We start from the raw sequence: 24567 nt of genomic DNA, 5'->3' as shown, positions 1-24567 counted from the left end.
CACGATGAGCAAGACTGCAGAACCCGCGTCCGGTGCCACACCCGAGGCGCGGGCAGCTTGGCTGCGCGCCGAGCTGAACCGCTACGCCCATGAGTATTACGTGCTCGACCAGCCCAGCGTGCCTGACGCTGAATATGACCGGCTCTATCGCGAGCTGGAAGCGCTGGAAGCCGAACATCCCGAGCTGAAGACACCGGACTCGCCCACACGGCGGGTCGGTGGGGCGGTCCTCCCCGAATTTGCAGCGGTCAGGCATGTCATTCCCATGCTGTCGATCCGCACCGAGACCGACACCACCGCCAACGGCGCGCGTGCGTTCGACGCCAGCGTACGCCGCGAGCTGGGCCTTGATGACACCGATCCGCCCGTCGAATATGCCGCCGAGCTGAAGTTCGATGGCCTGGCGATCAACCTGCGCTATGAGCGCGGTTATCTCGTGCAGGCCGCCACACGCGGCGACGGCACCACAGGCGAAGACGTCACGCAGAACATCCGCACGATCCGCCAGATTCCACTGGGGCTGTCGCCTGTTGGCGGCCATGTGCCCGACGTGCTGGAAGTGCGCGGCGAGGTCTACATGCGTCGCGACGACTTTGAAAAGCTCAACGCCCGCCAGCGTGAGCGCGGCGACAAGACCTTCGTCAATCCGCGCAACACAGCAGCCGGTGCCGTCCGCCAGCTCGATCCGAAGATGGCTGCCGAGCGCCCGCTGTCGTTCTTCGCCTATGGCCTGGGCGAGGTGGTCGGCTGGAAGGGCATGCCCGAGACGCATTCCGGCATGCTCGATGCGCTGCAGGCATTTGGCTTTCCGGTCAGCGCGGAACGCGCAGCGGTGAAGGGCGGAGACGGGCTGGTCACGTTCCATGAGGCGATCGGCGCCAAGCGCGACAGCTTGCCGTTCGACATCGACGGCGTGGTCTACAAGGTCAATTCGCTCGCGTTGCAGCGCGAACTCGGGTTTCGCACGCGTGAGCCGCGCTGGGCGGTCGCGCACAAATATCCGGCGCAGGAAGCGCTGACCACTGTCGAATCGATTGGCGTGCAGGTCGGCCGCACGGGCGCCATTACGCCGGTGGCGCGGCTGGTGCCGGTGTTTGTTGGCGGCGTGACGGTCACCAATGCGACGCTGCACAACGAAGACGAAGTCCGCCGCAAGGATGTGCGCATTGGCGACACCGTGATCGTGCGCCGCGCGGGTGACGTGATCCCCGAGGTGGTGGGTGTGGTGCTCGATCGCCGCCCGATGGATGACGTGCCCGGCAGCGACTTGTTCAATCCGCAGCGGCAGCCTAAGTACCCGCCGTTCGAACTGCCGAAGACGTGCCCGGTGTGCGGTTCGCACGTTGTGCGCGAAGAGGGCGAGGCGGTGGCCCGCTGCTCAGGCGGGCTGTTTTGCTCGGCACAGCGTAAAGAGGCGATCCGCCACTTTGCCGGCCGCCGCATGATGGACATCGAAGGCCTGGGCGAGCGTTACATCGACAACCTGGTCGAGCTGGACTACGTACACGGCATCGCAGACCTCTACAAACTCAAGCTCGAAGATTTCCTGGAAATGAAGCGCCGCGCCGATGAGCGCGATGGCGCGACACCGGAAACCGTCGCCGCCGGCAAGATCGCCACCAAGTGGGCTGAGAATCTGCTGGAGGGCATTCAGGCCAGCAAGACGCCGCCGTTGGCGCGCTTCCTGTTTGCACTGGGAATCCGCCACGTGGGCGAATCGACCGCCAAGACGCTCGCGGACTGGCTCGGCAGTCTGGCCATCATCCGGCGGGCACCGGCACCGCTGCTTCTGGCACTGCCCGACGTGGGCGCCACGGTGGCTGAAGCCATCGCGGATTTCTTTGCCGAGGCGAAGAATCAGCAGGCACTTGATGCGCTGCTGGACGCCGGTGTTGCACCGCAAGGCGAGCATGCGCCAAACGCAAAGCTGCGCGAGAAGCTGGAGCCGGCCGAGCTGTACAGCACGCTTGGCGTGCCCAAGCTGACAGCCACGCGTGCCAAGCAATTGGCGGTGGCAGCGCCCACGCTTGCCCGGTTGGCCAGCGTGGAGTCCGACCAGTTGGCCGGGCTGCCGGCGGATGTGTCTGCATCGCTGCTCGAATGGCTGGGCTCGCACGACCATCGCACGCAGTTGGAGCGGCTCGACGCGCTGCGCGACGAACTGCTTGCCGCCATGCCGGCTGAAGCCGCCGAAGAAGGCGTGCTGGCCGGCAAAACTGTCGTGTTGACCGGCACATTGCCCAACCTCACGCGCGACGAAGCCAAGGCTATGCTGGAAGCGGCGGGCGCCAAGGTATCCGGTTCGGTGTCGAAGAAAACCGACTACGTTGTCGCCGGAGAAGACGCCGGCAGCAAGCTCGCCAAAGCCGAAGAATTGAACGTGAAGGTTCTGGACGAAGCGGGTATGCTCGCGCTGTTAAAAAAACCGGCGGGAGACCAGGCATGATCCGAAACATCCTCAAGATGGGCGACAGCCGTCTGCTGCGCGTGGCCAAGCCGGTCGAGCGTTTCCACACGCCCGAACTGACGGCCTTGATTGAAGACATGTTCGACACCATGGATGCGGCACGGGGTGCCGGCCTGGCGGCCCCGCAGATCGGCGTGGATCTACAAGTCGTCATCTTCGGGTTCGATCGCAACGACCGGTATCCGGATGCGCCCGCCGTGCCCAAGACGGTGTTGATCAACCCCACCATCGAGCCGCTGTCGGACGAGATGGAAGACGGTTGGGAGGGCTGCCTCTCGGTGCCGGGCCTGCGTGGCGTTGTGCCGCGCCACACACGCCTGCGCTACACCGGCTTCGATCAGCACGGCCACGCCATCGACCGCATAGCCGAGGGCTTCCACGCCCGTGTCGTGCAGCACGAATGCGATCACCTGCAGGGCGTGTTGTACCCGATGCGCGTGAAGGATTTCACCCGCTTCGGCTTTACCGAAGTGCTGTTCCCGGAATTGCCCGCCAATTACGACGACTGATCAAGACTGCGGGAGCGTCGCACCTGCGGGGGCGGGTGGGCGCATGTTTCATCCACCACGGAGACGATATGAAGCGCGATGGTTTGAGGGGCTGGCGCCGGCTGGCGCTTGGGGTCGCCATGACGGCGATGCTGGGGTTGGCTGCGTGCGCGGGGCCGCAGGCGCCGGAAACACCGGCGGCCGCACCGGTTGCCCAGAAGCCTCAGGGGCCAGTCTGGCAACGCGTGCATCTGGGCACGGATGCCGGGGCCTATGATTTCCCCGTCTACGCCAACCATCCGCTCGATGGTGACCTGAGCAGCATCCGCGAAGTCGTATTCGTGCAGCACGGTCTGCAGCGCAACGGCAACGATTACTACACCGCGGGCGCCGATCTGCTTCAGGCCAGCGGCCGCAACCCCGACGAAGTCCTTTTGATTGCCCCGAACTTTCCCGGCACGCCCGATGAGGGCAAGGGTTTTGACGGCATGCCGGTCTGGTCGGTGGATGGCTGGATCGGCGGCTTCAACGCCACCAATGCACCGTACACCGATCTGAGCTCGCTCAAGGTGCTCGATGACCTGATCGGGTACGTGACTGACCCGGCGCGTGCACCCAACGTCAAGCGCGTCACGGTGGCAGGTCATTCGGGCGGCGGCCAGATCGTGCAGCGCTACGCCGTGCTCAACAACGTGGACGAAGCCATTCGCAAGCGCGGCATCGACCTGCAATACGTGGTCGCCAATCCGTCGTCGTATCTGTATTTCACGCCGGAGCGTCCCCGCGGCAAGGGCTTCGCGCGTTACAGCACCCGCGTCTGCCCGGACTACGATCACTACAAGTACGGCATGGTCGACATGGTCCCGTATGCAGCCGGCAAGACTGGCCGGCAACTGTTCAACCGATATGCGCAGCGCCACGTAACCTACCTGGCCGGCACCAGCGACAACGACCCGAACCACCGCGTGCTCGACAAGCTCTGCGGTGCCGAGGCGGAGGGCCCGACGCGCCTGGATCGCGCACGCAACTACTGGCGCTACGAGCGGCACATGGCGGGGCGCAGGCGCGTCAACCACCAGGCGCACGAAGTGGTTGGCGTGGGCCACGACCAGGCGAAGATGTTCGGCTCGCGCTGCGGGGCGCAAGCGGTGTTTGGCATGCCCGCATCGGCCAACACCACGGGGGCCGCGTGCCAGGCTCCGCGTCTGTAACCTAGACGGCAGACATAAAAAAAACCGGTCAGCGCGCAATGCGTTGACCGGTTTTTTTCTTTGGGGCAGAGGCAGCCTCAGAACTTCTCGAACGGCCCCAGGAAGCGCCACTGGCCGACTGGCAGGTCACCCAGCACGATGCTGCCCATGCGGATGCGCTTGAGGCCCACCACTTCCAGTCCCACCTGTTCGCACATGCGGCGGATCTGGCGTTTCTTGCCTTCGCGCAGCACAAAACGCAGCTGCTCTTCGTTCTGCCAGCTCACCTTCGCGGGCTTCAGTTCTTCGCCGTCGAGCGACAGGCCAAAGCGCAGCTTCTCCATCAACTCTTCCGGGAAGACCTTGGAGATGTCGCGCTCAACCAGGCCGTTCGGCGAATCCCACACCACGCGCACCAGGTATTCCTTCTCGACCGTCGAATCCTCGCCGATCAGGTGGCGCGCCACGCGGCCGTCCTGCGTCAAGACCAGCAAGCCGGTGGAGTCGATATCCAGTCGGCCAGCTGGCGCCAACGCCCGACGCTGCCAGGGCGCGAAGCGCTTGCGGGTGGGGTCGCCCTCCCACTGGTTTTCCGGCACAAACAGCGAAACGGCAGGCTGATAGCCATCTTCTGCCTGGCCCGACACGTAGCCGACTGGCTTGTGCATCAGCACGGTCACGCGCTCGCCTTGCTCGGAGCGCGCCGACTGATGGATTTCGATGATCGCATCCGGCTTGACGCGCGAACCCAGCTCAGTGACCGGCTCGCCATCCACGAGCACCCAGCCGCGCGGAATCCATTCATCGGCCTCGCGGCGCGAGCACAGACCCAGTTCGGACATGCGCTTGGACAGACGGACCAACCCGCTCGATTCGGTTTCCGGTGCCTGACGGGGTGCCCGCTCTTCAGCATGGCGCGGAGCGCGTTCCTCGCGTTCGGGCCGTTGCGGACGGGCCGGACGATCTTCAAAGCGGTGTGGCGGGCGATCATTGTCAAAACGACGCGGAGGACGTTGATCGCCCTCACGGCGCGGTGCGCGTTGATCGTCGCCATAGCGCCGCGGCGGCCGTTGCTCATCGTCGAATCGGCGTGGCGGACGTTGGTCGTCACCGTACCGGCGTGGCGGACGCTCATCGTCAAAGCGACGCGGAGGACGTTGGTCACCCTCACGACGGGGCGCGCGTTGATCGTCGCCATAGCGTCGCGGGCGTTCGTCGTCGAAACGACGGGGCGGCCGTTGGTCGTCGCTGAACTTGCGCGGCGGACGTTGCTCGTCGTCGAATCGGCGTGGCGGGCGCTGGTCGTCACCGTAGCGGCGCGGGGGGCGTTGGTCGCCCTCACGACGGGGCGCGCGTTGATCATCGCCATAGCGTCGCGGGCGTTCGTCGTCGAAACGGCGGGGCGGCCGTTGATCGTCGCCGAACTTGCGCGGCGGGCGTTGCTCGTCGTCGAATCGGCGTGGCGGGCGCTCATCGTCAAAGCGTCGTGGAGGACGCTGGTCGCCATCACGACGCGGCGCGCGTTGATCGTCCCCATAGCGGCGCGGGCGTTCTTCATCGAATCGACGGGGCGGGCGCTGATCGTCGTTGAACCGGCGCGGTGGACGTTCATCGTCGAAACGTCGCGGAGGACGTTCGTCGTCGGACCGACGAGGTGGCCGATCTTCGAAGCGTCGCGGCGGGCGCTCGTCGTCAGCGCGACGGGGCGGGCGCTGGTCGTCGTTGAATCGACGCGGAGGACGTTCGTCATCAAAGCGCCGCGGTGGGCGATCGCCTTGTACGCGGCGCGGCTTGGCGTCGCGCGTCTGGCCGTCGTCGTCGCGGCGCGGAGGGCGTGCGGGGCGCGGCGGCTTACCGGCACCTTCTTCCGGCTTGGGGCGGCGCTGCGACGGGCGCAGCGGCTGGCGCTCGCGGTTCAGGTCAGACGAGCGCAGCGGCTTGCCCGTGGAACGTACGGCATTACCTTCGTCGTCGCGGCGCACGCCAAGCGTGGCGCGCTTGCCCGGGCGGGTGGCGCGCTGAGTCGGGTCGCTGGCGCCGCGCTTGTCGTCGTCGCCGGGGAAATCATCGGAATCGGTAGTCATGAATCTAGACCGGTAAGGCTGGCGCTCAGATGGCGAGCGCATCAAGCAGCTCGCTTTCAAGCTCGAGCTGCAGTTTGTTGTCCTGGGTCAGGCGGGTGCCGTCGACCAGGAAGATGTCTTCCACGCGCTCGCCGAGCGTGTTGATACGCGCGGTGTGCACCGACACGCGACGGTGCGCGAGCACGCGGGCAATCGCGTAGAGCAGACCGGTGCGGTCTGTCGCAGAAATGGAGAGCAGGTAATACTGGCCGCGCTCGTCCGCGCGCAGGTCGACGCGAGGCTTGATCGGGAAGCTGCGCGACTGGCGCGAGATGCGCCCACGCGGCGGCTCGGGCAGGGCGGTTTCGCGCGAGATCTGTTCAGCCAGTTCGTGTTCGACCAGCGTGATGATGTCGCGGTAATGCCCGGGCTCCACCAAGCCGCTGCTGGGGTCGGCCACCTGGAAGGTGTCGAGCGCATAGCCGTGTTTGGTGGTGTGGATCTTGGCGTCCAGAATCGTCAGGCTCTTGCGCTCGAAGTAGCCGCAGATGCGCGCGAACAGATCGGGCCGATCCGGCGAGTACACCGCCACCTGCAGGCCGACGCCCGCCGGTGAAATGCGCGCACGCACGATGGGGATCGTGGTGTCGACGCGGTTGTAGAAGTGTCGCGTGAACCAGGCGATGTCGCGCGCGTCGTGGCGCAGGAACACGCCCACGTCGAGCTGTTTCCATAGCGCCTCGTGCGCGGTGTCGTCCAGCGCGGCCAGGCGCAGCAGGGCGCGCGCTTCTTCCTTGCGGCCTTCGAGCACGGCGTGCGGGTCGGTGGTGGCACCGCCGAGCACGCGCAGCGTCATGCGATACAGGTCTTCCAGCAGCTTGCCCTTCCAGGCATTCCACACTTTCGGGCTGGTGCCGCGAATGTCGGCAACGGTCAGCAGATAAAGCGCGGTCAACCGACGCTCGGTACCAACCAGATCGGCGAAATGACGGATGACTTCCGGATCGCCCAGGTCCTGCTTCTGAGCGACCTGGCTCATGGTCAGGTGGTGTTCGACGAGCCAGACGACCAGGTCGGCGTCTTCCTTGGCGATGCCGTGTTCCTTGCAGAAGCGCCGCGCGTCGGACATGCCGAGCACCGAGTGGTCGCCGCCGCGTCCTTTCGCAATGTCATGGAAGAGCGCGGCCACGGTCAGCACCCACGGCTTGTCGAAGTTCGCCATCAACTGGCTGCAGAACGGAAACTCGTGCGTGTGCTCGACGATGGCGAAGCGGCGGATGTTGCGCACCACCATCAGGATGTGCTGATCTACCGTGTAGACGTGAAACAGGTCGTGCTGCATCTGCCCCACGATGCGGCGGAAATTGACCAGGTAGCGGCCGAGCACGCTGGTCTGGTTCATCAGGCGCAGAGCGTGTGTGATGCCCTGCGGCTGCTGCAGGATCGACAGGAACAGCGCGCGGTTGGCCGGATCCTTGCGCCATTTGGCGTCCATCAACGTCCGCGCGTTGTATAGCGCGCGCATCGTGCTGGCTGCCAGCCCCTTGATGCCGCGCGTCTGCTCGTACAGCAGGAACGTTTCAAGAATTGCCGTCGGTTCGCGCTGGTAGAGATCGGCGTCGGCAATTTCGAGCATGCCTTGCCGTTCGACAAAGCGGTCGTTGATCTTGCGCGTAATACCCAGCTCGCTCGGGAACAGCTTCGCCTCGATGTTCTGCAGCACCACGGTATTGAGCTGCGTGACGGCCTTGGCTACCCAGTAATAGCGGCGCATGAGCTGTTCGCTCGCGCGCTTGGCGGTGGTTGGGCGGTAGCCGAACGACTCGGCCAGTTGCGTCTGCAGGTCGAACACCAAGACGTCCTGCCGACGCCCGGCCAGCAGGTGCAGGCGCGCCCGCACGGTTTTGAGCAGACGTTCATTGCTGGCCAACTCCTGCGCTTCACGGCGCGTGAGCAGGCCGTTGGCAAGCAGCTCATTCCAGCTCGAACCGAAACCGGCCGCGCGCGTCATCCACAGAATCACCTGCAGATCACGCAGGCCGCCGGGGCTTTCCTTGCAGTTCGGTTCAAGCGAGTAGGGCGTGTCCTGGTATTTGGCATGCCGCTGGCGCATTTCCAGCAGTTTCGACTGGAAGAAATCTGCCGCGTCGAGGTGGCCTTGATACTGCGTCTCGAACGTGCGGTACAGGCCTTCGTCGCCGGTCAGCAGGCGCGCTTCCAGCAACGACGTGCGTACCGTGACGTCCTGTGCGGCCTCATTGATGCATTCGTCGACCGTGCGCACCGATGAGCCGATGTCCAGTCCCATGTCCCAACAGCGGCCGATGAAGGCCTCCAGCCGGGCCTCCAATGCTTTATCTGCGGTGCCCGGCAGCAACAGGAGGATGTCCACATCGGAATGCGGAAACAGCTCGCCGCGCCCGTAACCGCCCACGGCAATCAGCGCGCAGGTGGCAGGCATCTGCTCTTCCTGCCAGAGCCGCACCAGCGCACGGTCCACCGCGCGCGCCAGCTTGGTCACGAGTTGCTGAACGTTGGCGTGCTGGTCGAACTGCGCGAACAGGTGTGCGCGCTCAGCTTTCAGGGCGTCGCGCGGATGGGCTTCTTCGGCAGGGGCAGCAGCAGCGGAGGGCATGAGCGGAGCGTGAATGAAACAGCGACCGGAACGAGCCGGTCGCTGCAAGAGTTGAGCCGGTGCGAGGCGAGATCAGCGCGACGGTGCTGCCGCTGACGATGCGGCTCGCCCGCGAGGATCAGGCCGTGGCCGGCGCGCCTTCGTGTACGAATTCCGGTGCCGGCGGCGTCAACGCCGACACGGTCAGCACTTCGTGGCCGGTTTCCGTCACCAGAAGCGTATGTTCCCACTGCGCCGACAGGCTGCGATCGCGTGTCTTGACGGTCCACTGGTCGGGCATCGTGCGGATGTCGCGCTTGCCCGCGTTGATCATCGGTTCGATCGTGAAGATCATGCCTGCCTTCAGTTCCATCCCGGTGCCGGGGCGGCCGTAGTGCAGGATCTGCGGATCTTCGTGGAATTTCTTGCCGATGCCGTGGCCGCAATATTCGCGCACCACGCTATAGCCGGCTGCTTCAGCATGTTGCTGGATCACGTGGCCGATGTCGCCCAGGCGGGCGCCGGGACGCACCGCGGCGATGCCCTTCCACATGCATTCGAACGTCACCTGCGTCAGGCGCTTGGCCAGGATCGATCCTTCGCCCACGACGAAGGTGCGGCTGGTGTCGCCGTAATAGCCTTCCTTGGTGATGACGGTGATATCGAGGTTGACGATGTCACCGCTCTTGAGCACCTTGTCGCCCGGAATGCCGTGGCAAATCACATCGTTGACGGACGTGCAGATCGATGCCGGGAAGGGCGGATAGCCCGGTGGGGCGTAGTTCAGCGGCGCCGGCACCGTGCCTTGCACGTCACGCATGTAGGCATGGCACAGTTGGTCCAGCTTGCCCGTGGTCACGCCGGGCGTTACGAACGGGGTGATGTAATCCAGAACTTCGGACGCAAGCCGGCAGGCTACGCGCATTTGCGCAATGTCTTCGGCGGTGTGAATGGTAACGGCCATGCTGTGACTCTTTCTGCACGCAGGCGCGCGAGGCGCCGCGTCGTGGCTAAAGTGTGAATTATCGCACCAAAGCGCCCCGGCCGGGGTTTTCGGGCGCTGGGCGCCAGCCTCGGCCTGTTTGCTGCGAATGCTCGGAAGGTCTTGAGTCGATTGGGTTTTTGCCGCTATAATCGCTGGCTAAGCAGTCGCTGGTCGTGTGGCCGGTGACGCTTGAAATCGCGAGCCGCTTCACCGCGGGTGTCCGTCGTAACGCATGCAACGGATGTCTGAGGCGGCTTCAGACCTAACCCGATTGGAGAATTTCATGTCCGTGACCATGCGCGAAATGCTGGAAGCCGGTGTCCACTTTGGCCACCAGACCCGCTTCTGGAACCCCAAGATGGCCCCCTTCATCTTCGGCCATCGCAACAAGATTCACATCATCAACCTGGAAAAGACGCTGCCGATGTACCAGGACGCACTGAAGTACGTGCGCCAGCTGGCAGCCAACCGGGGCACCATTTTGTTCGTCGGCACGAAGCGTCAATCGCGCGAGATCCTGGCTGAAGAAGCGGCTCGCGCAGGTATGCCGTTCGTCGACAGCCGCTGGCTCGGCGGCATGCTGACCAACTTCAAGACGGTCAAGACCTCGATCAAGCGCCTGAAGGACATGGAAGTCGCCAAGGAAGCCGGCGCGACCGAAACCATGAGCAAGAAGGAAGCGCTGATGTTCGAGCGCGAAATGGACAAGCTGGTGAAGTCCATTGGCGGCATCAAGGACATGGGCGGCATTCCGGACGCCATCTTCGTGGTGGACGTTGGCTACCACAAGATTGCCGTGACCGAAGCAGCCAAGCTGGGTATTCCGGTGATCGGCGTGGTTGACACGAACCACTCGCCGGAAGGCATCGACTACGTCATCCCGGGTAACGACGACTCGAGCAAGGCTGTTGCACTGTACGTGCGCGGCGTGGCCGACGCGATCCTGGAAGGCCGCGCCAACGCGGTGCAGGAAGTAGTTGAAGCCGCTCGCGGTGGCGACGACTTCGTGGAAGTCCAAGAAGGCTAAAGACAAGAAGGCGTGCGCCCGCGGCTTGATTGCGCGGGACGCGTGCTAGGCCGCACCTGGTGCAACGCATCGGGGCCGATGGCCAGACAGGGGCGCGTAACAAACGCCCCTTTTTTTTGAAATTTGTCATGCGGATGTCCCACGCGCGTCGTATTTCGTGGGGCGGCCGGATGGAACCCGGACGACAGGCCGGCGCGAGGCGAAGAATCCGCTTGCGACCGGACGACGATCTGAAACAAGGAGCATGAGAATGGCGGCAATTACCGCAAGCATGGTTGCAGAGCTGCGCGCGAAGACCGACGCGCCGATGATGGAATGCAAGAAGGCCCTGACCGAAGCCGAAGGCAACCTGGAAAAGGCCGAAGAGATCCTGCGCGTGAAGTTGGGCAACAAGGCCGGCAAGGCTTCGAGCCGCGTCACCGCTGAAGGCGTGGTTGCAGCTTTCGTCGAGGGCACCACGGGCGCCCTGGTCGAAGTGAACTGCGAAACCGACTTCGTCTCGAAGAACGACGATTTCCTGGCCTTCACGAACGATGTTGCCAAGCTGATCGCTCAGAAGAACCCGGCTGACGTGGCTGCTCTGTCGGCGCTGTCGATCGGCGACGAAACGGTTGAAGCCGTGCGTACCCGCCTGATCGGCAAGATCGGCGAGAACATGACGATCCGCCGCTTCCAGCGTTTCGAAGGTACCCAGCTGACTTCGTATCTGCACGGCACCCGCATTGGCGTGATGGTGGCATTCGAGGGCAACGAAGTGGCGGCCAAGGACGCAGCAATGCAGGCTGCCGCTATGAAGCCGGTGTCGCTGTCGGCTGACGATGTGCCGGCTGAGCTGGTCGCCAAGGAGCGCAGCGTTGCTGAGCAGAAGGCTGCCGAATCGGGCAAGCCGGCTGAAATCGTTGCCAAGATGGTGGAAGGCAGCGTGCAGAAGTACCTGAAGGAAGTCTCGCTGCTGAACCAGCCGTTCGTGAAGAACGACAAGCAGACCGTTGAGCAGATGCTCAAGGCTGCCAACACGACCGTGAAGGCTTTCACGTTGTACGTGGTGGGCGAGGGCATCGAGAAGAAGCAAGACGACTTCGCTGCTGAAGTGGCTGCCCAAGTGGCCGCCGCCAAGCAACAAGCGTAATGCTGCGACGGCCGTTTTCGATGGTGCGGCGATTCACACTCCGGCGCAGGCCGGGAGGTGTCGTTTCCACCATTGGCGCAGCCGTATAATGCCGAACAAACAGGGCACCGAAAGGTGCCCTGTTTGCAGGTGCAGCCTGCTTGCGCGGGCATCGTCGGGGATGTTTTCTGACGGCTTCCGCGCAAGAAGGTTGCGGGATGTGCGAAGTCCCCGCTTTGCACGTCGTTGTCATATCCGCAGCGTCATTTCCCTTTTCCTGTTTCCCGTACCAGGAATCGTCACGAGGATCTCCATGCCTGCCTATAAGCGCGTTCTACTCAAACTTTCCGGCGAAGCCCTGATGGGCGACGATGCCTTTGGCATCAACCGCAGCACCATCGAAGGGATGGTCAACGACATCGCTGAAATCGTGAAGCTGGGCGTGCAGGTGGCAGTGGTGATCGGCGGTGGCAATATCTTCCGCGGTGTTGCAGGCGGAGCCGCCGGCATGGACCGCGCCACGGCCGACTACATGGGCATGCTGGCCACCATGATGAACGCGCTGGCCCTGCAGGACGCCATGCGCCATGCCAACCTCGAAGGCCGTGTGCAATCGGCGCTGCGCCTGGACCAAGTGGTCGAGCCGTATATCCGTCCACGCGCGATTCGCCAGTTGGAAGAAGGGAAGATCGTGATTTTCGCCGCCGGCACCGGCAACCCGTTCTTCACCACCGACACCGCCGCCGCGCTGCGCGGCTCGGAAATCGGTGCCGAGATCGTCCTAAAGGCCACCAAGGTGGACGGCGTCTACACCGCAGATCCGAAGAAGGATCCGAGCGCTACTCGCTATACGACCATCACGTTCGACGAGGCCATCTCGCGCAACCTGCAGGTGATGGATGCGACCGCTTTCGCGCTGTGCCGCGACCAGAAGCTGCCGATCAAGGTGTTCTCGATTCAGAAGCCGGGCGCGCTCAAGCGCGTGATTCTGGGTGAAGACGAAGGCACGCTGGTGCACGTCTAAAGGCAGCGGCAAGCCTGGTTGCAGGCACCTTTTTTACCGTTCGCTGACCCTGCGTAAATGGCGTTGGCGAGCGGCTTCCATGTAAAATCGCCTATTGTCTTTTTGGTCTTGCCGGTGCCCTGTGTCGTTTTCCGGGGCGCAAGTTGGCAGACCGCCGTTATCGTTCGGAGGAAGTATGAGCGTCGCCGATGTCAAAAAGAATGCCGAGCAGAAGATGCAGAAGTCGATCGAGGCTCTCAAGGCGGATCTGGCCAAGATCCGCACTGGCCGTGCCCACACCGGTCTGCTCGATCACGTGCAAGTCGATTACTACGGCTCGATGGTGCCAATCAGCCAGGTTGCCAACGTGACCCTGGTGGATGCACGCACGATCGGCGTGCAGCCGTGGGAAAAGAAAATGGTGCAGGCCGTCGAAAAGGCCATCCGTGAAGCGGACCTCGGTCTGAACCCCGCCACCATGGGCGACATCATTCGCGTGCCGACTCCCGCACTGACCGAGGAGCGTCGCAAGGAACTGACCAAGGTCGTGAAGGGCGAGGGCGAAGATGCCAAGGTGGCCGTGCGCAACCTGCGTCGCGATGCCAACGAACAGCTCAAGAAGCTGGTGAAGGACAAAGCCATCTCGGAAGACGACGAGCGTCGCGGCGGAGACGACGTTCAGAAGCTGACCGACAAGTTCGTCGCCGAGATCGACAAGCTGGTCGCCGAGAAAGACAAGGAAATCATGACGGTGTAAGGCCGTCTCCCGCCGCCGGCGCATTGGGCGCAAGTGGTGGGAAGCCCGATTCATGCATATCAGTTCGACACTGGCGGTGCCTGACACCGCCGATACGCCGCGCCACGTCGCCGTCATCATGGACGGTAACGGCCGCTGGGCCACCGAACGGCATCTGCCGCGTGTGGCCGGGCATAGCCGCGGCCTCGACGCCGTACGAGCAACCGTTGAAGCAGCGGCACGCCGTGGCGTCGGTTACCTGACGCTGTTTGCCTTCAGCTCCGAAAACTGGCGTCGTCCTGCCGAGGAAGTCACCTTCCTCATGAAGCTGTTCATGACGGCCTTGCGCCGCGAAGTGAGCAAGCTCCATGACAACGGCATCCGCCTGCGCGTGGTGGGCGATCTATCTGCGTTCAGCCCGCGCATCCAGCTTTTGATTCGCGAAGCTGAGGCCAAGACGGCTGCCAACCCCGGTCTGACTGTCACGATTCTCGCCAACTACGGTGGGCGCTGGGACATCCTGCAAGCCATGCGCGCCTTGTTGGCGGCGCAGCCGGGCATTGCACCCGACGCCATCACGGAAGAGATGCTCGCGCCGTACATGGCGCTGTCTTACGCGCCGGAGCCGGATCTCTTCATCCGTACCGGTGGCGAGCAGCGCATCAGCAACTTTCTGTTGTGGCAGCTTGCCTATTCCGAGCTGTACTTCACCGATCGCTACTGGCCCGACTTCGATGCCGCAGAACTCGATCGCGCCTTTGCGTGGTATCGCAACCGCGAGCGCCGCTTTGGCCGCACCAGCGCGCAGCTCGAGCCCGATGTTCCCCCCGCGCTATCCGCCGGAGCCTGACACATGCTGCTGACTCGCGTCATTACCGCTGTCTGCTTGCTGATTGTCATCCTGCCTATTCTGTTTTTCGCGCCGCCCGCCGGCCTGGCCGGGCTCGTGACGGTGTTTGCCGCCCTCGCCGCGTGGGAGTGGGGGCGTCTCGTGCGCCTGCCGGGCTCGTGGGGGCCAATTCTCTATGCGGTCGTTGTCGTCATGCTGACGATCGCTTGGCATGACATTCCGGTTCGGGGTGATGTGCAGCCGCTGTTCCATGGCGCGGTGATCGCGTGGGTGATCGCTTGGGGGTTGCTGGCGGGCGGTGTGCGCGAATTGCATGGCACGCGCCGCGTCGTGTTCACGCTATTGGGCCTGGTGATGCTGCCGGCGTTCGTGCATGGCGCCATTGAATTGCGCACGCACGGCATCGCGTTTCTGCTTTCTGTCGCGTTGCTCGTATGGGCGGCTGATGTGGGCGCCTATTTTGTCGGCAAGGCCATTGGTCGCCGCAAGCTTGCTCCGACTATCAGCCCCGGAAAATCCTGGGAAGGTGCAATCGGTGGTGCCGTGCTGGTTGCGGTGATTGCCACCGTGGCCGGCGTCACGCATTGGTTTGCCCCGACGTGGTTCTCCCACGAGTTCGACCAGCGCGGCGCGGTCGCCGCCCTGGCGCTGACCATCTTGCTGGTAGCCGCGAGCGTCGGTGGTGATTTGTTTGAATCCCTGCTCAAGCGTCAGGTCGGCATGAAAGACAGCAGCCGCCTGTTGCCCGGCCATGGCGGTGTGCTCGATCGCATCGACGCGCTGCTGCCGGTGTTTCCGCTGGCTGCATTGCTGATTTCCTGAGGCGTCTGAACATGATGCGTTTGACCGTTCTTGGCGCCACCGGCTCCATTGGCGACAGCACGCTCGACGTGGTGCGCCGTCATCCCGACAAATACAGTGTTTTTGCGCTGACTGCCAACGCACAGACTGACAAGCTCGCGGTGCTCTGCCGTGAGTTTCGCCCGAAGATGGCTGTGCTGGGTTCGGTGGCTGCGGCAGATGCCTTGCGTGATCAGCTAGGCGCAGATGCTGCCGGCATCGAAATCCGTTCCGGCACTGAAGCGTTGGAAGAGGCGGCCGCCCACCCCGACTGCGATGCCGTGATGGCGGCCATCGTTGGCGCGGCAGGTTTGCGCCCGACGCTTGCCGCCGTGCACGCCGGCAAGCGCGTGCTGCTTGCCAACAAGGAGGCGTTGGTGATGTCCGGCGCGCTCTTCATGGACGCCGTGCGTCAGCATGGCGCCACCGTTCTCCCGATCGACAGCGAGCACAACGCCATCTTCCAATGCTTGCCGCAGCAAGTTCCGCAGTTCGCGCGTGGCGTGTCGCGCATCGTGCTGACGGCATCCGGTGGTCCGTTCCGCACGCGCGCGGTGGATTCTCTTGCGGATGTCACGCCAGACCAGGCTTGCGCGCATCCGAACTGGGTGATGGGGCGCAAGATCTCCGTCGACTCCGCCACCATGATGAACAAGGGGCTGGAGGTGATCGAGGCGCACTGGCTGTTCGGCGTTCCGGTCGAGCATCTCGAAGTCCTGATCCACCCACAGAGTGTCATCCATTCGATGGTCGGCTACGACGATGGCTCGGTGCTGGCGCAGCTAGGCAATCCAGACATGCGCACGCCGATTGCCTACGGCTTGGCATATCCCGAACGCATCGAAGCCGGCGTTCCGCTGCTCGATCTCGTTACGACGGGCGCGCTCACGTTCGAGGCGCCGGACCTGCGTCGCTTCCCGTGTTTGGCGCTGGCTTTTGACGCATTGCGCGCCGGTGGTACGGCGCCTGCTGCACTGAACGCAGCCAACGAGGTGGCTGTTGAAGCATTCTTGCAGCGCCGCATCCGGTTCACCGAGATTGCCGCCGTGGTGGACGATACGCTCGCCCGCACTTCCATCGTGCCCGCCGACTCGCTCGACACCGTTTTTGCGGCCGACGCCCAAGCACGTCAGCAGGCCGAGCGCTATATCGCGACCGTATGCGCGCAACTGCCGGCCGCCTGAAAGCGCCCCGTCAGAGCAAGCGGGTAACATAGCGGCTTCGTGCGGGGCTAGCCCCGCACATGCCCTTCAGTGCATCCGGAGAAGGTTTTGCAGACCGTTTTAGCGTTTGTCTTTGCGATCGCGGTACTGATCGTCATTCACGAACTGGGCCACTACAGCGTCGCGCGTCTGTGCGGCGTTAAAGTGCTCCGGTTTTCCGTTGGTTTCGGCAAAGTGCTGTTCCGCCGTGTGGGTCGCGGCCCTGACCGCACCGAATGGACGATCTGCGCCATTCCGCTCGGCGGCTACGTCAAGATGCTGGGCGAAGGCTCGCGAGACCCCGAGAAAGACCCGCCCATCCTCCCCGAAGATCTGCCGCGCACCTTCGATCATCAGCCGGTCTACAAGCGATTCGCCATCGTGGCTGCTGGCCCGATCGCCAATTTCTTGCTCGCGATTGCGCTCTATGCAGTGCTGGCGTGGGTGGGCGCAATCGAGCCGTTGCCTATCCTTGGTGCTCCGCCGCCGGGCAGCATTGCCGCTCAGGCCGACCTGCGTGCCAAGGACCGCGTGATCGCCATTGGTACGGATGATGAAACACCTGCTCCCGTGCGCAGCTGGAGCGATGTTCGCATGCGCTTGTATTCGGCTGGCATCGCGGGCCGCGACGCGCTTGTACAAGTGCGCGGTGCCGATGGCGCCGAGCGCACCGTTCGCTTGCATGGTTTGCCGAGCGCAGCCCGTACGCCCCAGGCCGACGTGATTGACCAGATTGGTTTGCGCCTGCTTGGCGGCCCCGTCACCATCGTCGACGTACTGCCCGCCAGTGCCGCGGCACGCGCCGGGTTGCGGGCCGGCGATCAGATCGTTCGCTTCGCGGGTCAGCCCGCCGATCAGGCGATGGACCTCATCCGCCAGATCCGCGCCATGCCCGAGCAGAATGCGTCGATCGATATTCTGCGCAACGATCAGCCCATGACCTTGCCCGTTCGCCCAGATGCAGACACCGATCCCAAGAACCCCACTGGCCCGAAGATCGGCAAGCTCGGCGCGCAGCTCAACCAGAAGGTGGAAACGGCGATGATCCGGGATGAGCCGGTCGCCGCCCTGGGTCATGCCGTGGGCGAGGTCTGGCGGACTTCGGCGCTGTCGCTGCAGGTCCTCGGCAAGATGATCGTCGGTCAGGCATCGCTGCAGAACCTGAGCGGACCGATCACGGTGGCTGACTTTGCGGGCAAGGCGGCAAGCCTTGGCTGGCAGACGTTTGTGAGCTTTCTCGCGTTGATCAGTGTCAGTCTCGGCGTACTGAACTTATTGCCCGTTCCGGTATTGGATGGGGGGCATTTGCTGTATTATTGCGTGGAATTTTTGACTGGCCGACCCGTGCCGGAATCCTGGCAAGCAGTCCTTCAGAAGATCGGCGTCGCCTGCATCCTGCTTCTCACTTCGCTCGCCCTGTACAACGATTTGAGTCGGTTGTTTCTGACTCGTGGCTAGACCGTATTCAAACTGAGTCGGTCAGCCCCTTCGTTGCCACCGGCGTGAGCGGGCAACTCAGGGTTTTGAAAACACTCAGAAGTGGATTCCGATTGAATCCAACTAGGGGATTAGATTGATCAGACAACATCGCTTCCCGCTCAGCGTGCTGGCGGCTTCCGTGCTGACCGTTACTGCCGGTCAGGCTCATGCAGTGGAGCCGTTCGTCGTCAAGGACATTCGCGTGGAGGGGGTGCAGCGCGTCGAGCCGGGCACCGTGTTCGGCTATCTGCCCGTGAAGGTGGGTGAGACCTTTACCGACGAGAAGGGCGCCGAATCGATTCGCGCGCTCTACAACACCGGCTTCTTCAAGGACGTTCAGATCCGCTCCGAAGGCAATGTGCTGGTGGTGCGCGTGGAAGAGCGTCCGGCGATCTCGCAGCTCGAGTTCATCGGCTTCAAGGAGTTCGACAAGGAAGCGCTGCGTCGTACGCTGCGCGGCGTGGGTGTTGCTGAGGCCCGTTACTACGACAAGTCCCTCATCGACCGCGCCGAGCAGGAAATCAAGCGCCAGTATGTTTCGCGCGGCTACTACGCGGCTGAGGTGACGACAACCGTTACGCCGGTCGATGCCAACCGTGTGTCGATCACGTTCACGGTGGACGAAGGCCCGACCGCCAAGATTCGCCAGATCAATATCGTCGGCAACAAGGCCTTCAAGGAAGGCGACCTGCGCGACGAGATGCAATTGTCCACGCCGAACTGGCTGTCGTGGTACACCAAGAACGATCTGTACTCCAAGCAGAAGCTCACGGCTGACCTGGAAGCGCTGCGCTCGTTCTATCTGGATCGCGGCTACCTGGAATTCGCTATCGAGTCGACCCAGGTGTCGATCACGCCCGACAAGAAGGACATCTACCTGACGCTGAACATCCACGAGGGTGAGCAGTACAAGGTATCGGACATCAAGCTGACCGGCGAACTGCTGGGCAAGCAGGCCGAGATGGAGAAGCTCATCAAGCTCAAGCAGGGCGATGTCTTCTCTTCGGCCAAGCTGTCGTCGACCACCAAGTCGATTACCGACCTGCTCGGCACGTACGGCTACGCTTTCGCCACCATCAACCCGCAGCCGCAGATCAATCAGAAGGACCGCACGGTTGCACTCACGCTGGTGGTCGATCCGGGTCGCCGTGTGTATGTGCGTCGCGTGAACGTTGTCGGCAACAGCAAGACCCGCGACGAAGTCGTGCGCCGCGAAATGCGCCAGATGGAAGCCTCGTGGTTCGATGGCGAGAAGCTGCAGCTTTCGCAGAACCGCGTGAACCGCACAGGCTACTTCACCGATGCGAACATCACGACGGAAGACGTGCCGGGTACGACCGACCAGGTCGATGTGAACGTCAACGTGACCGAGAAGCCGACCGGCCAGATCAACCTGGGCGTGGGCTTCTCGTCGACCGACAAGCTGGTGCTGTCGGCCGGTATCCGTCAGGACAACGTGTTCGGCTCCGGCACGAGCCTGGGCCTGGATGTGAACACGTCCAAGTCGAACCGCACCATTGCCGTGACGCAGTTCGATCCGTACTTCACTGTGGATGGCATCAGCCGTTCGACCGAGCTGTACTACCGCACGTACCGCCCGCTGTACTACACGGGTGACCAGGACTACCGTGTCGTGCAACAGGGTGGCAACGTCAAGTTCGGCGTGCCGTTCTCGGAAACCGATACCGTCTTCTTCGGCATCGGCTACGAGCGCACGACCATCGACGTGACGGCCAACACGCCGCTGGCCTACCAGAACTACGTCGCGAAGAACGGCCGTATCACCAATAACTTCCCGATCACCATCGGCTGGTCGAAGGATCAGCGTGACAGCGCTCTGGTGCCAACGCGTGGTCGCTATCAGCAGGCCAATCTGGAGTTCGGTATTCCGGGCGGCGATCTGCAGTACTTCCGTGCGTATTATCAGCACCAGTATTTCTACCCGCTGTCGAAGTCGTTCACGATGGCGTTCAACAACGAAATCGGGTACGGCCACGGTTACGGCGGCAAGGACTTCCCGGTGTTCAAGAACTACTACGCCGGCGGTATTGGCTCGGTGCGCGGTTACGAAACCAGCACGCTGGGCCCGCGCGACGCCAACGGCGTGGCCATCGGTGGCGCCAGCAAGTTCGTCGGCAATGTGGAGTTCATTTTCCCGCTGCCGGGTTCGGGCGTGGACCGCACCGTTCGCCTGTTCACCTTCTTTGACTACGGTAACGTGTTCGCCGAAGGTCAGCCGTACAAGCTGGGCGACATGCGCTACTCGACTGGTTTCGGTCTGTCGTGGCTGTCACCGATCGGCCCGCTCAAGATCAGCATGGGCTTCCCGATCAAACGCAAGACCCAAGATCAAACGCAACGCTTCCAGTTCCAGATCGGGACTGCATTCTAATGACTGCATTCATCATGAAATCCACGCGCATCACCTTGTCCCGCATGGGCGTGTCCGCTGCTTTCGCCGCACTTGCCGCAGCCAGCTTTGCGCTGCCGGCCACGGCGCAGGAAGCGCGCATCGCTGCTGTCAATTCCGAGCGCATCCTGCGCGACTCGCAGCCTGCCAAGGCCGCACAGGCCAAGCTGGAAACCGAGTTCGCCAAGCGCGACCGCGAGCTGCAGGACATGGCTGCCAAGCTCAAGGGCATGTCCGACAAGCTGGACAAGGAGTCGGCTGTGCTGGCCGATTCCGATCGCACCCGCCGTCAGCGTGAATTGTCGGACCTGGATCGTGATTTTCAGCGCAAGCAGCGCGAATTCCGTGAGGACCTGAACCAGCGCCGCAATGAAGAGCTGGCCCAGGTGCTCGAGCGCGCCAACCGCGTGATCCGCTCGATCGCTGAGCAGCGCAAGTACGACCTGATCGTGCAGGAAGCTGTGTACGTGAACCCGCGCATCGACATCACGGACGAAGTGCTCAAGGCGCTGAATTCGCAATCGGCCAAATGAGGTTGTTCGCATGTCGTTTCCGCTTGGTGAACTTGCTGCGTCGCTCGGTGCGACCGTCCAGGGTGACGCAGGCCTGATCGTCAAGTCGATCGCGCCGCTGGATCAAGCGGGCGCCGATCAGCTCGCTTTTCTTTCCAATCCGCTGTACCTCAATCAGGCTGTGAGTTCCGGTGCGGGGGCGATCATCGTGTCGCCCCGTGATCTGGAAACGCTCGAAAGCCAAGGCCATGCTGCTGGCCGGAACTGGCTCATCGCAGCCAACCCGTATGCTGCGTTTGCTCGTGTCGCCCAGCGCTTTGTCGCGCTGGCGGCGCGCCCGGTTGTGCCCGGCATTCACCGGACGGCCAGCGTGGAAGAGGGCGCAACGGTGCCGGCGTCGTGCTCCATTGGCCCGAATGTGACCATCGAAGCCGGCGCGGTGCTCGGCGAGCGTGTGCGCATCGCCGGCAACAGTTTCGTTGGCGCCGGTGCCCGCATTGGCGATGACACGTTGCTTTACGCGAACGTTTCGATCTACCACGGCTGCATGGTCGGCGCGCGCTGCATTGTGCATAGCGGCGTCGTGATCGGCGCGGATGGCTTCGGTTTTGCACCCGACTTCGGTCCGCAGGGCGGCGAATGGGTGAAGATTCCGCAGGTTGGTCGGGCCGTGATTGGCGACGACGTGGAGATCGGCGCGAACACCGCCATCGACCGCGGTGCGATGGCCGATACGGTGGTCGAGCAGGGCTGCAAGATCGACAACCAAGTGCAGATCGCGCACAACGTGCACGTGGGCGCCTATACCGTTATCGCCGGCTGCGCTGCCATTTCGGGCAGCACGAAGATCGGGCGCTACTGCATCATCGGCGGGGCGGCCAATTTTGCCGGCCATCTGACGATTGCGGACCGTGTGACCGTCTCGGGCGGCACCTCCATTACCAAATCCATCACCAAGCCCGGTGGCCATTTCACCAGCGTTTTCCCATTCATGCCGCATGGCGACTGGGAGCGTAACGCGGCCATCGTCCGAGGCCTGACGCGCATGCGCGAACGGTTGCAACAACTGGAACAGCGGGTCAAAGACCTGCAGCAACAATCATGACCGAAGCAACGAATGCGACGAGCGCGACCCCCAGCCCCGTCAGTGATTTCAACATCAAGAAGATTCTCGACCTGCTGCCGCATCGCTACCCGATGCTGCTGGTTGACCGCGTGATTTCGCTGGAGCCGCGCAAGTCGATTACGGCTATCAAGAACGTGACGTTCAACGAGCCGTTCTTCAACGGGCACTTCCCCGGCCATCCGGTGATGCCGGGCGTGCTGATGCTCGAAGCGCTGGCGCAAACCGCTGCGCTGCTGACTTTCGGCGAGGCCGATCACGAGCGCAAGGAAAACCAGCTCTACCTGTTCGTGAGCATTGACGGTGCACGCTTCAAGCGCCAGGTGACGCCGGGCGACCAGCTTGTGATGACGGCAGAACTGCTGCGCTCGAAGAGCGGTATGTGGAAGTTCAAGGTGTACGGCAAGGTTGACGGTGAAGTCGCTGTGGAAGCCGAAATCATGTGTGCCGTGCGCGAAGACAAGTCCAAGGGCGAGGCATGACGCAAGCACAGAAGATCCACCCAACCGCGCAGATCGATCCGAAGGCCGAACTGGATTCGAGCGTCGAGATCGGCGCGTTCACGGTCGTGGGCCCGAACGTGCGGATGGGTGCAGGCACGCGCGTCGGCCACCACACGGTGATCGAGGGCTACACGACGCTGGGTCGCGACAACAGCATCGGCCACTTCGCATCGGTGGGCGGCCGCCCGCAGGACATGAAATATCGCGACGAGCCGACGCAGCTGATCGTCGGCGATCGCAATACCATCCGCGAATTCACCACGATCCATACCGGCACCGCGCAGGATGCCGGCATCACGTCCATCGGTGACGACAACTGGATCATGGCCTACGTGCATATCGCGCACGATTGCCGCGTGGGCAACCACACGGTGTTCTCGAGCAACGCGCAGATCGCGGGTCACGTGGAAGTCGGTGACTGGGCGATTCTCGGCGGCATGTCGGGCGTGCACCAGTTCGTGCGTATCGGCGCGCATGCCATGCTCGGTGGAGCATCGGCGCTGGTGCAGGATGTGCCGCCGTTCGTGATCGCCGCAAGCGACAAGGGTGGCAACAAGGCCGCACCGCACGGCATCAACGTGGAAGGCCTGCGCCGCCGTGGCTTTACGGCCGAGCAGATCACCGGTCTGCGCCAAGCGTACAAGCTGCTCTACAAGAGCGATCTGAGCTTTGATCAGGCCAAGGCGGAAATCGCTGCCCAGATTGCTCAGACGGACGACGCCCCCACGCGTGAGGTGTTGACCGCGTTTGCTGATTTCATTGCCGCCACCAAGCGCGGCATCGTGCGTTGAGCGAGCAGCTTCAGAACGCCACGCCGGTGCGCCGCATCGGCATGGTGGCAGGCGAGGCTTCCGGCGATTTGCTGGCCTCGCTTCTGCTCAAGGGATTGCACGCACAATTGCCTGCCGACATTGCCTACAACGGAATCGGCGGGGCCCGCATGACGGAGCAGGGTTTCCAGTCGAACTGGCCGATGCACAAGCTGTCGGTCAACGGCTACGTGGAAGTGCTCGGCCAGCTGCGCGAGATTCTTACCATCCGCAAGGAACTCAAACAGGATCTGCTGGCTAGGCCGCCGCTGGCATTCATCGGCGTCGATGCGCCGGACTTCAATTTCAACGTCGAGATCGCCATGCGGCAGGCGGGTGTGCCGGTGGTGCATTTCGTGAGCCCGTCGATCTGGGCGTGGCGTGCCGGCCGTATCAAGACGATTGCCCGCGCTGTCGACCATATCCTCTGCCTGTTCCCGTTCGAGCCTGAGATTTACGCCAAGGCCGGCATTCCCGCCACGTACGTCGGGCATCCGCTCGCGGACGAGATTCCGCTGGTGCCGGACGTAGAGGGCGCACGTACGCGCCTTGGCCTGCCGTTAGGCCGTAAAGTCGTTGCGGTGCTGCCGGGCAGCCGCAATTCCGAGGTGAAGCATCTCGGGCCGACGCTGTTTGCGGCGATGTCGCGCATGCAGGCGGTCGAGCCGGATCTGGCTTTTGTGCTGCCGGCGGCCAATGCGACGCTGCGCGAGCGTATCGATGCGATGCGCGCGGAGCACCCAGGCCTGCATCTGTGGGTCGTCGATGGCCAGTCGCACGCCGCCATGGAAGCGGCTGACGTCATCCTGCTGGCCAGCGGTACGGCCACGCTGGAAGCGGCCTTGTACAAGAAGCCGATGGTCATCACTTACAAGGTGCCCTGGCTGACGGCGCAGATCATGAAGCGCAAGGGCTATCTGCCGTACGTGGGGCTGCCGAACATCCTGTCCGGCCGCTTTGTCGTACCGGAATTGCTGCAGGATGACGCGACGCCCGAGGCACTCGCGCGCGAAACGCTGCTGCAACTGAGCGACCATGGCAACGCCACGTTCCTGCGTGAGCACTTCACGCAGATGCACCTCACGCTCAAGCAGAACATGGCGGAGATCGGCGCGAAAGTCGTGGTCGATCTGTTGCGCAGTCGCGGTAAGCTTTGAG

The 24567-nt window shown here is 63.3% G+C and carries 20 protein-coding genes; 17 read left to right on the top strand and 3 right to left on the bottom strand.

The annotated features are described in order from the left end of the window. The first annotated feature begins 4 nt into the window (after positions 1-4). From ligA to ACCD03_RS09260, 3 genes are all read left to right on the top strand, one after another. Complete coding sequence (gene ligA, locus ACCD03_RS09270; protein ID WP_413411385.1) at positions 5-2446, top strand: NAD-dependent DNA ligase LigA; 2442 nt, start codon at positions 5-7, stop codon at positions 2444-2446. Further along, positions 2443-2976 carry a peptide deformylase gene (gene def / locus ACCD03_RS09265; RefSeq protein ID WP_045204116.1) on the top strand — a complete coding sequence of 178 codons (534 nt, stop codon included), beginning with the start codon at positions 2443-2445 and terminating at the stop codon, positions 2974-2976. Before ligA ends, def begins: the two co-directional genes overlap by 4 nt. A 68-nt stretch (positions 2977-3044) precedes the next feature. Then, a complete protein-coding gene (locus tag ACCD03_RS09260) occupies positions 3045-4166 on the top strand; it encodes an alpha/beta fold hydrolase (protein WP_316672576.1) in 1122 nt (373 codons plus the stop codon). A gap of 77 nt (positions 4167-4243) precedes the next feature. On the opposite strand, the gene ACCD03_RS09255 is transcribed toward ACCD03_RS09260, so the two are convergent. The 3 genes from ACCD03_RS09255 to map form a co-directional block, all read right to left on the bottom strand. Continuing rightward, positions 4244-6271 (bottom strand): pseudouridine synthase, encoded by a 2028-nt coding sequence (locus ACCD03_RS09255; RefSeq protein ID WP_413411384.1) that lies wholly within the window; start codon positions 6269-6271, stop codon positions 4244-4246. Continuing rightward, entirely contained in the window at positions 6255-8843 is a 2589-nt protein-coding gene (locus ACCD03_RS09250) for a [protein-PII] uridylyltransferase (protein WP_413411383.1), read from the bottom strand. The genes ACCD03_RS09255 and ACCD03_RS09250 overlap by 17 nt, the downstream gene beginning before the upstream one ends. Before the next feature lie 118 nt (positions 8844-8961). Continuing rightward, a complete protein-coding gene (gene map, locus ACCD03_RS09245) occupies positions 8962-9786 on the bottom strand; it encodes a type I methionyl aminopeptidase (protein ID WP_024975796.1) in 825 nt (274 codons plus the stop codon). A gap of 304 nt (positions 9787-10090) precedes the next feature. On the opposite strand from map, the gene rpsB reads away from it, so the two are divergent. The 14 genes from rpsB (at position 10091) to lpxB (ending at position 24566) form a co-directional block, all read left to right on the top strand. Next, on the top strand, positions 10091-10834 hold the full coding sequence (gene rpsB, locus ACCD03_RS09240; protein ID WP_004626667.1) for a 30S ribosomal protein S2: 744 nt from the start codon (positions 10091-10093) through the stop codon (positions 10832-10834). A 250-nt stretch (positions 10835-11084) separates the two neighbouring features. Beyond that, positions 11085-11963, top strand: a complete 879-nt coding sequence (tsf, locus tag ACCD03_RS09235) for a translation elongation factor Ts (protein WP_024975795.1) — start codon at positions 11085-11087, stop codon at positions 11961-11963. Positions 11964-12255: 292 nt separating this feature from the next. Next, positions 12256-12966, top strand: coding sequence for a UMP kinase (gene pyrH / locus ACCD03_RS09230; protein ID WP_009238238.1), 711 nt, complete (start codon positions 12256-12258; stop codon positions 12964-12966). A 175-nt stretch (positions 12967-13141) separates the two neighbouring features. Next, positions 13142-13702 carry a ribosome recycling factor gene (frr, locus tag ACCD03_RS09225; RefSeq protein ID WP_027677472.1) on the top strand — a complete coding sequence of 187 codons (561 nt, stop codon included), beginning with the start codon at positions 13142-13144 and terminating at the stop codon, positions 13700-13702. Positions 13703-13754: 52 nt separating this feature from the next. Then, positions 13755-14531, top strand: coding sequence for a polyprenyl diphosphate synthase (gene uppS, locus ACCD03_RS09220; RefSeq protein WP_012761898.1), 777 nt, complete (start codon positions 13755-13757; stop codon positions 14529-14531). A 3-nt stretch (positions 14532-14534) separates the two neighbouring features. After that, positions 14535-15353, top strand: a complete 819-nt coding sequence (locus ACCD03_RS09215) for a phosphatidate cytidylyltransferase (protein WP_045204110.1) — start codon at positions 14535-14537, stop codon at positions 15351-15353. A gap of 11 nt (positions 15354-15364) precedes the next feature. Beyond that, positions 15365-16555 carry a 1-deoxy-D-xylulose-5-phosphate reductoisomerase gene (gene ispC, locus ACCD03_RS09210; RefSeq protein ID WP_045204109.1) on the top strand — a complete coding sequence of 397 codons (1191 nt, stop codon included), beginning with the start codon at positions 15365-15367 and terminating at the stop codon, positions 16553-16555. An 87-nt stretch (positions 16556-16642) separates the two neighbouring features. Further along, positions 16643-18031 (top strand): RIP metalloprotease RseP, encoded by a 1389-nt coding sequence (rseP, locus tag ACCD03_RS09205; protein WP_045204108.1) that lies wholly within the window; start codon positions 16643-16645, stop codon positions 18029-18031. Between the two features lie 115 nt (positions 18032-18146). Next, positions 18147-20444 (top strand): outer membrane protein assembly factor BamA, encoded by a 2298-nt coding sequence (bamA, locus tag ACCD03_RS09200; RefSeq protein WP_045204107.1) that lies wholly within the window; start codon positions 18147-18149, stop codon positions 20442-20444. Then, positions 20444-20995, top strand: coding sequence for an OmpH family outer membrane protein (locus ACCD03_RS09195; protein ID WP_024975788.1), 552 nt, complete (start codon positions 20444-20446; stop codon positions 20993-20995). The genes bamA and ACCD03_RS09195 overlap by 1 nt, the downstream gene beginning before the upstream one ends. A gap of 10 nt (positions 20996-21005) precedes the next feature. Continuing rightward, on the top strand, positions 21006-22079 hold the full coding sequence (gene lpxD / locus ACCD03_RS09190) for a UDP-3-O-(3-hydroxymyristoyl)glucosamine N-acyltransferase (protein WP_045204106.1): 1074 nt from the start codon (positions 21006-21008) through the stop codon (positions 22077-22079). After that, positions 22076-22579: a 3-hydroxyacyl-ACP dehydratase FabZ gene (gene fabZ, locus ACCD03_RS09185; protein WP_045204105.1), complete on the top strand. Its 504-nt coding sequence runs from the start codon at positions 22076-22078 to the stop codon at positions 22577-22579. Before lpxD ends, fabZ begins: the two co-directional genes overlap by 4 nt. Further along, on the top strand, positions 22576-23391 hold the full coding sequence (lpxA, locus tag ACCD03_RS09180; protein ID WP_024975785.1) for an acyl-ACP--UDP-N-acetylglucosamine O-acyltransferase: 816 nt from the start codon (positions 22576-22578) through the stop codon (positions 23389-23391). Before fabZ ends, lpxA begins: the two co-directional genes overlap by 4 nt. A 41-nt stretch (positions 23392-23432) precedes the next feature. Next, positions 23433-24566: a lipid-A-disaccharide synthase gene (lpxB, locus tag ACCD03_RS09175; protein ID WP_045204655.1), complete on the top strand. Its 1134-nt coding sequence runs from the start codon at positions 23433-23435 to the stop codon at positions 24564-24566. The last annotated feature ends 1 nt before the right edge of the window (position 24567 follow it).

Source organism: Ralstonia sp. Ralssp135, from assembly GCF_047304345.1.
Taxonomy (GTDB): Bacteria; Pseudomonadota; Gammaproteobacteria; order Burkholderiales; family Burkholderiaceae; genus Ralstonia; species Ralstonia chuxiongensis.
This window is presented reverse-complemented; position numbering and strand designations above follow the sequence as displayed.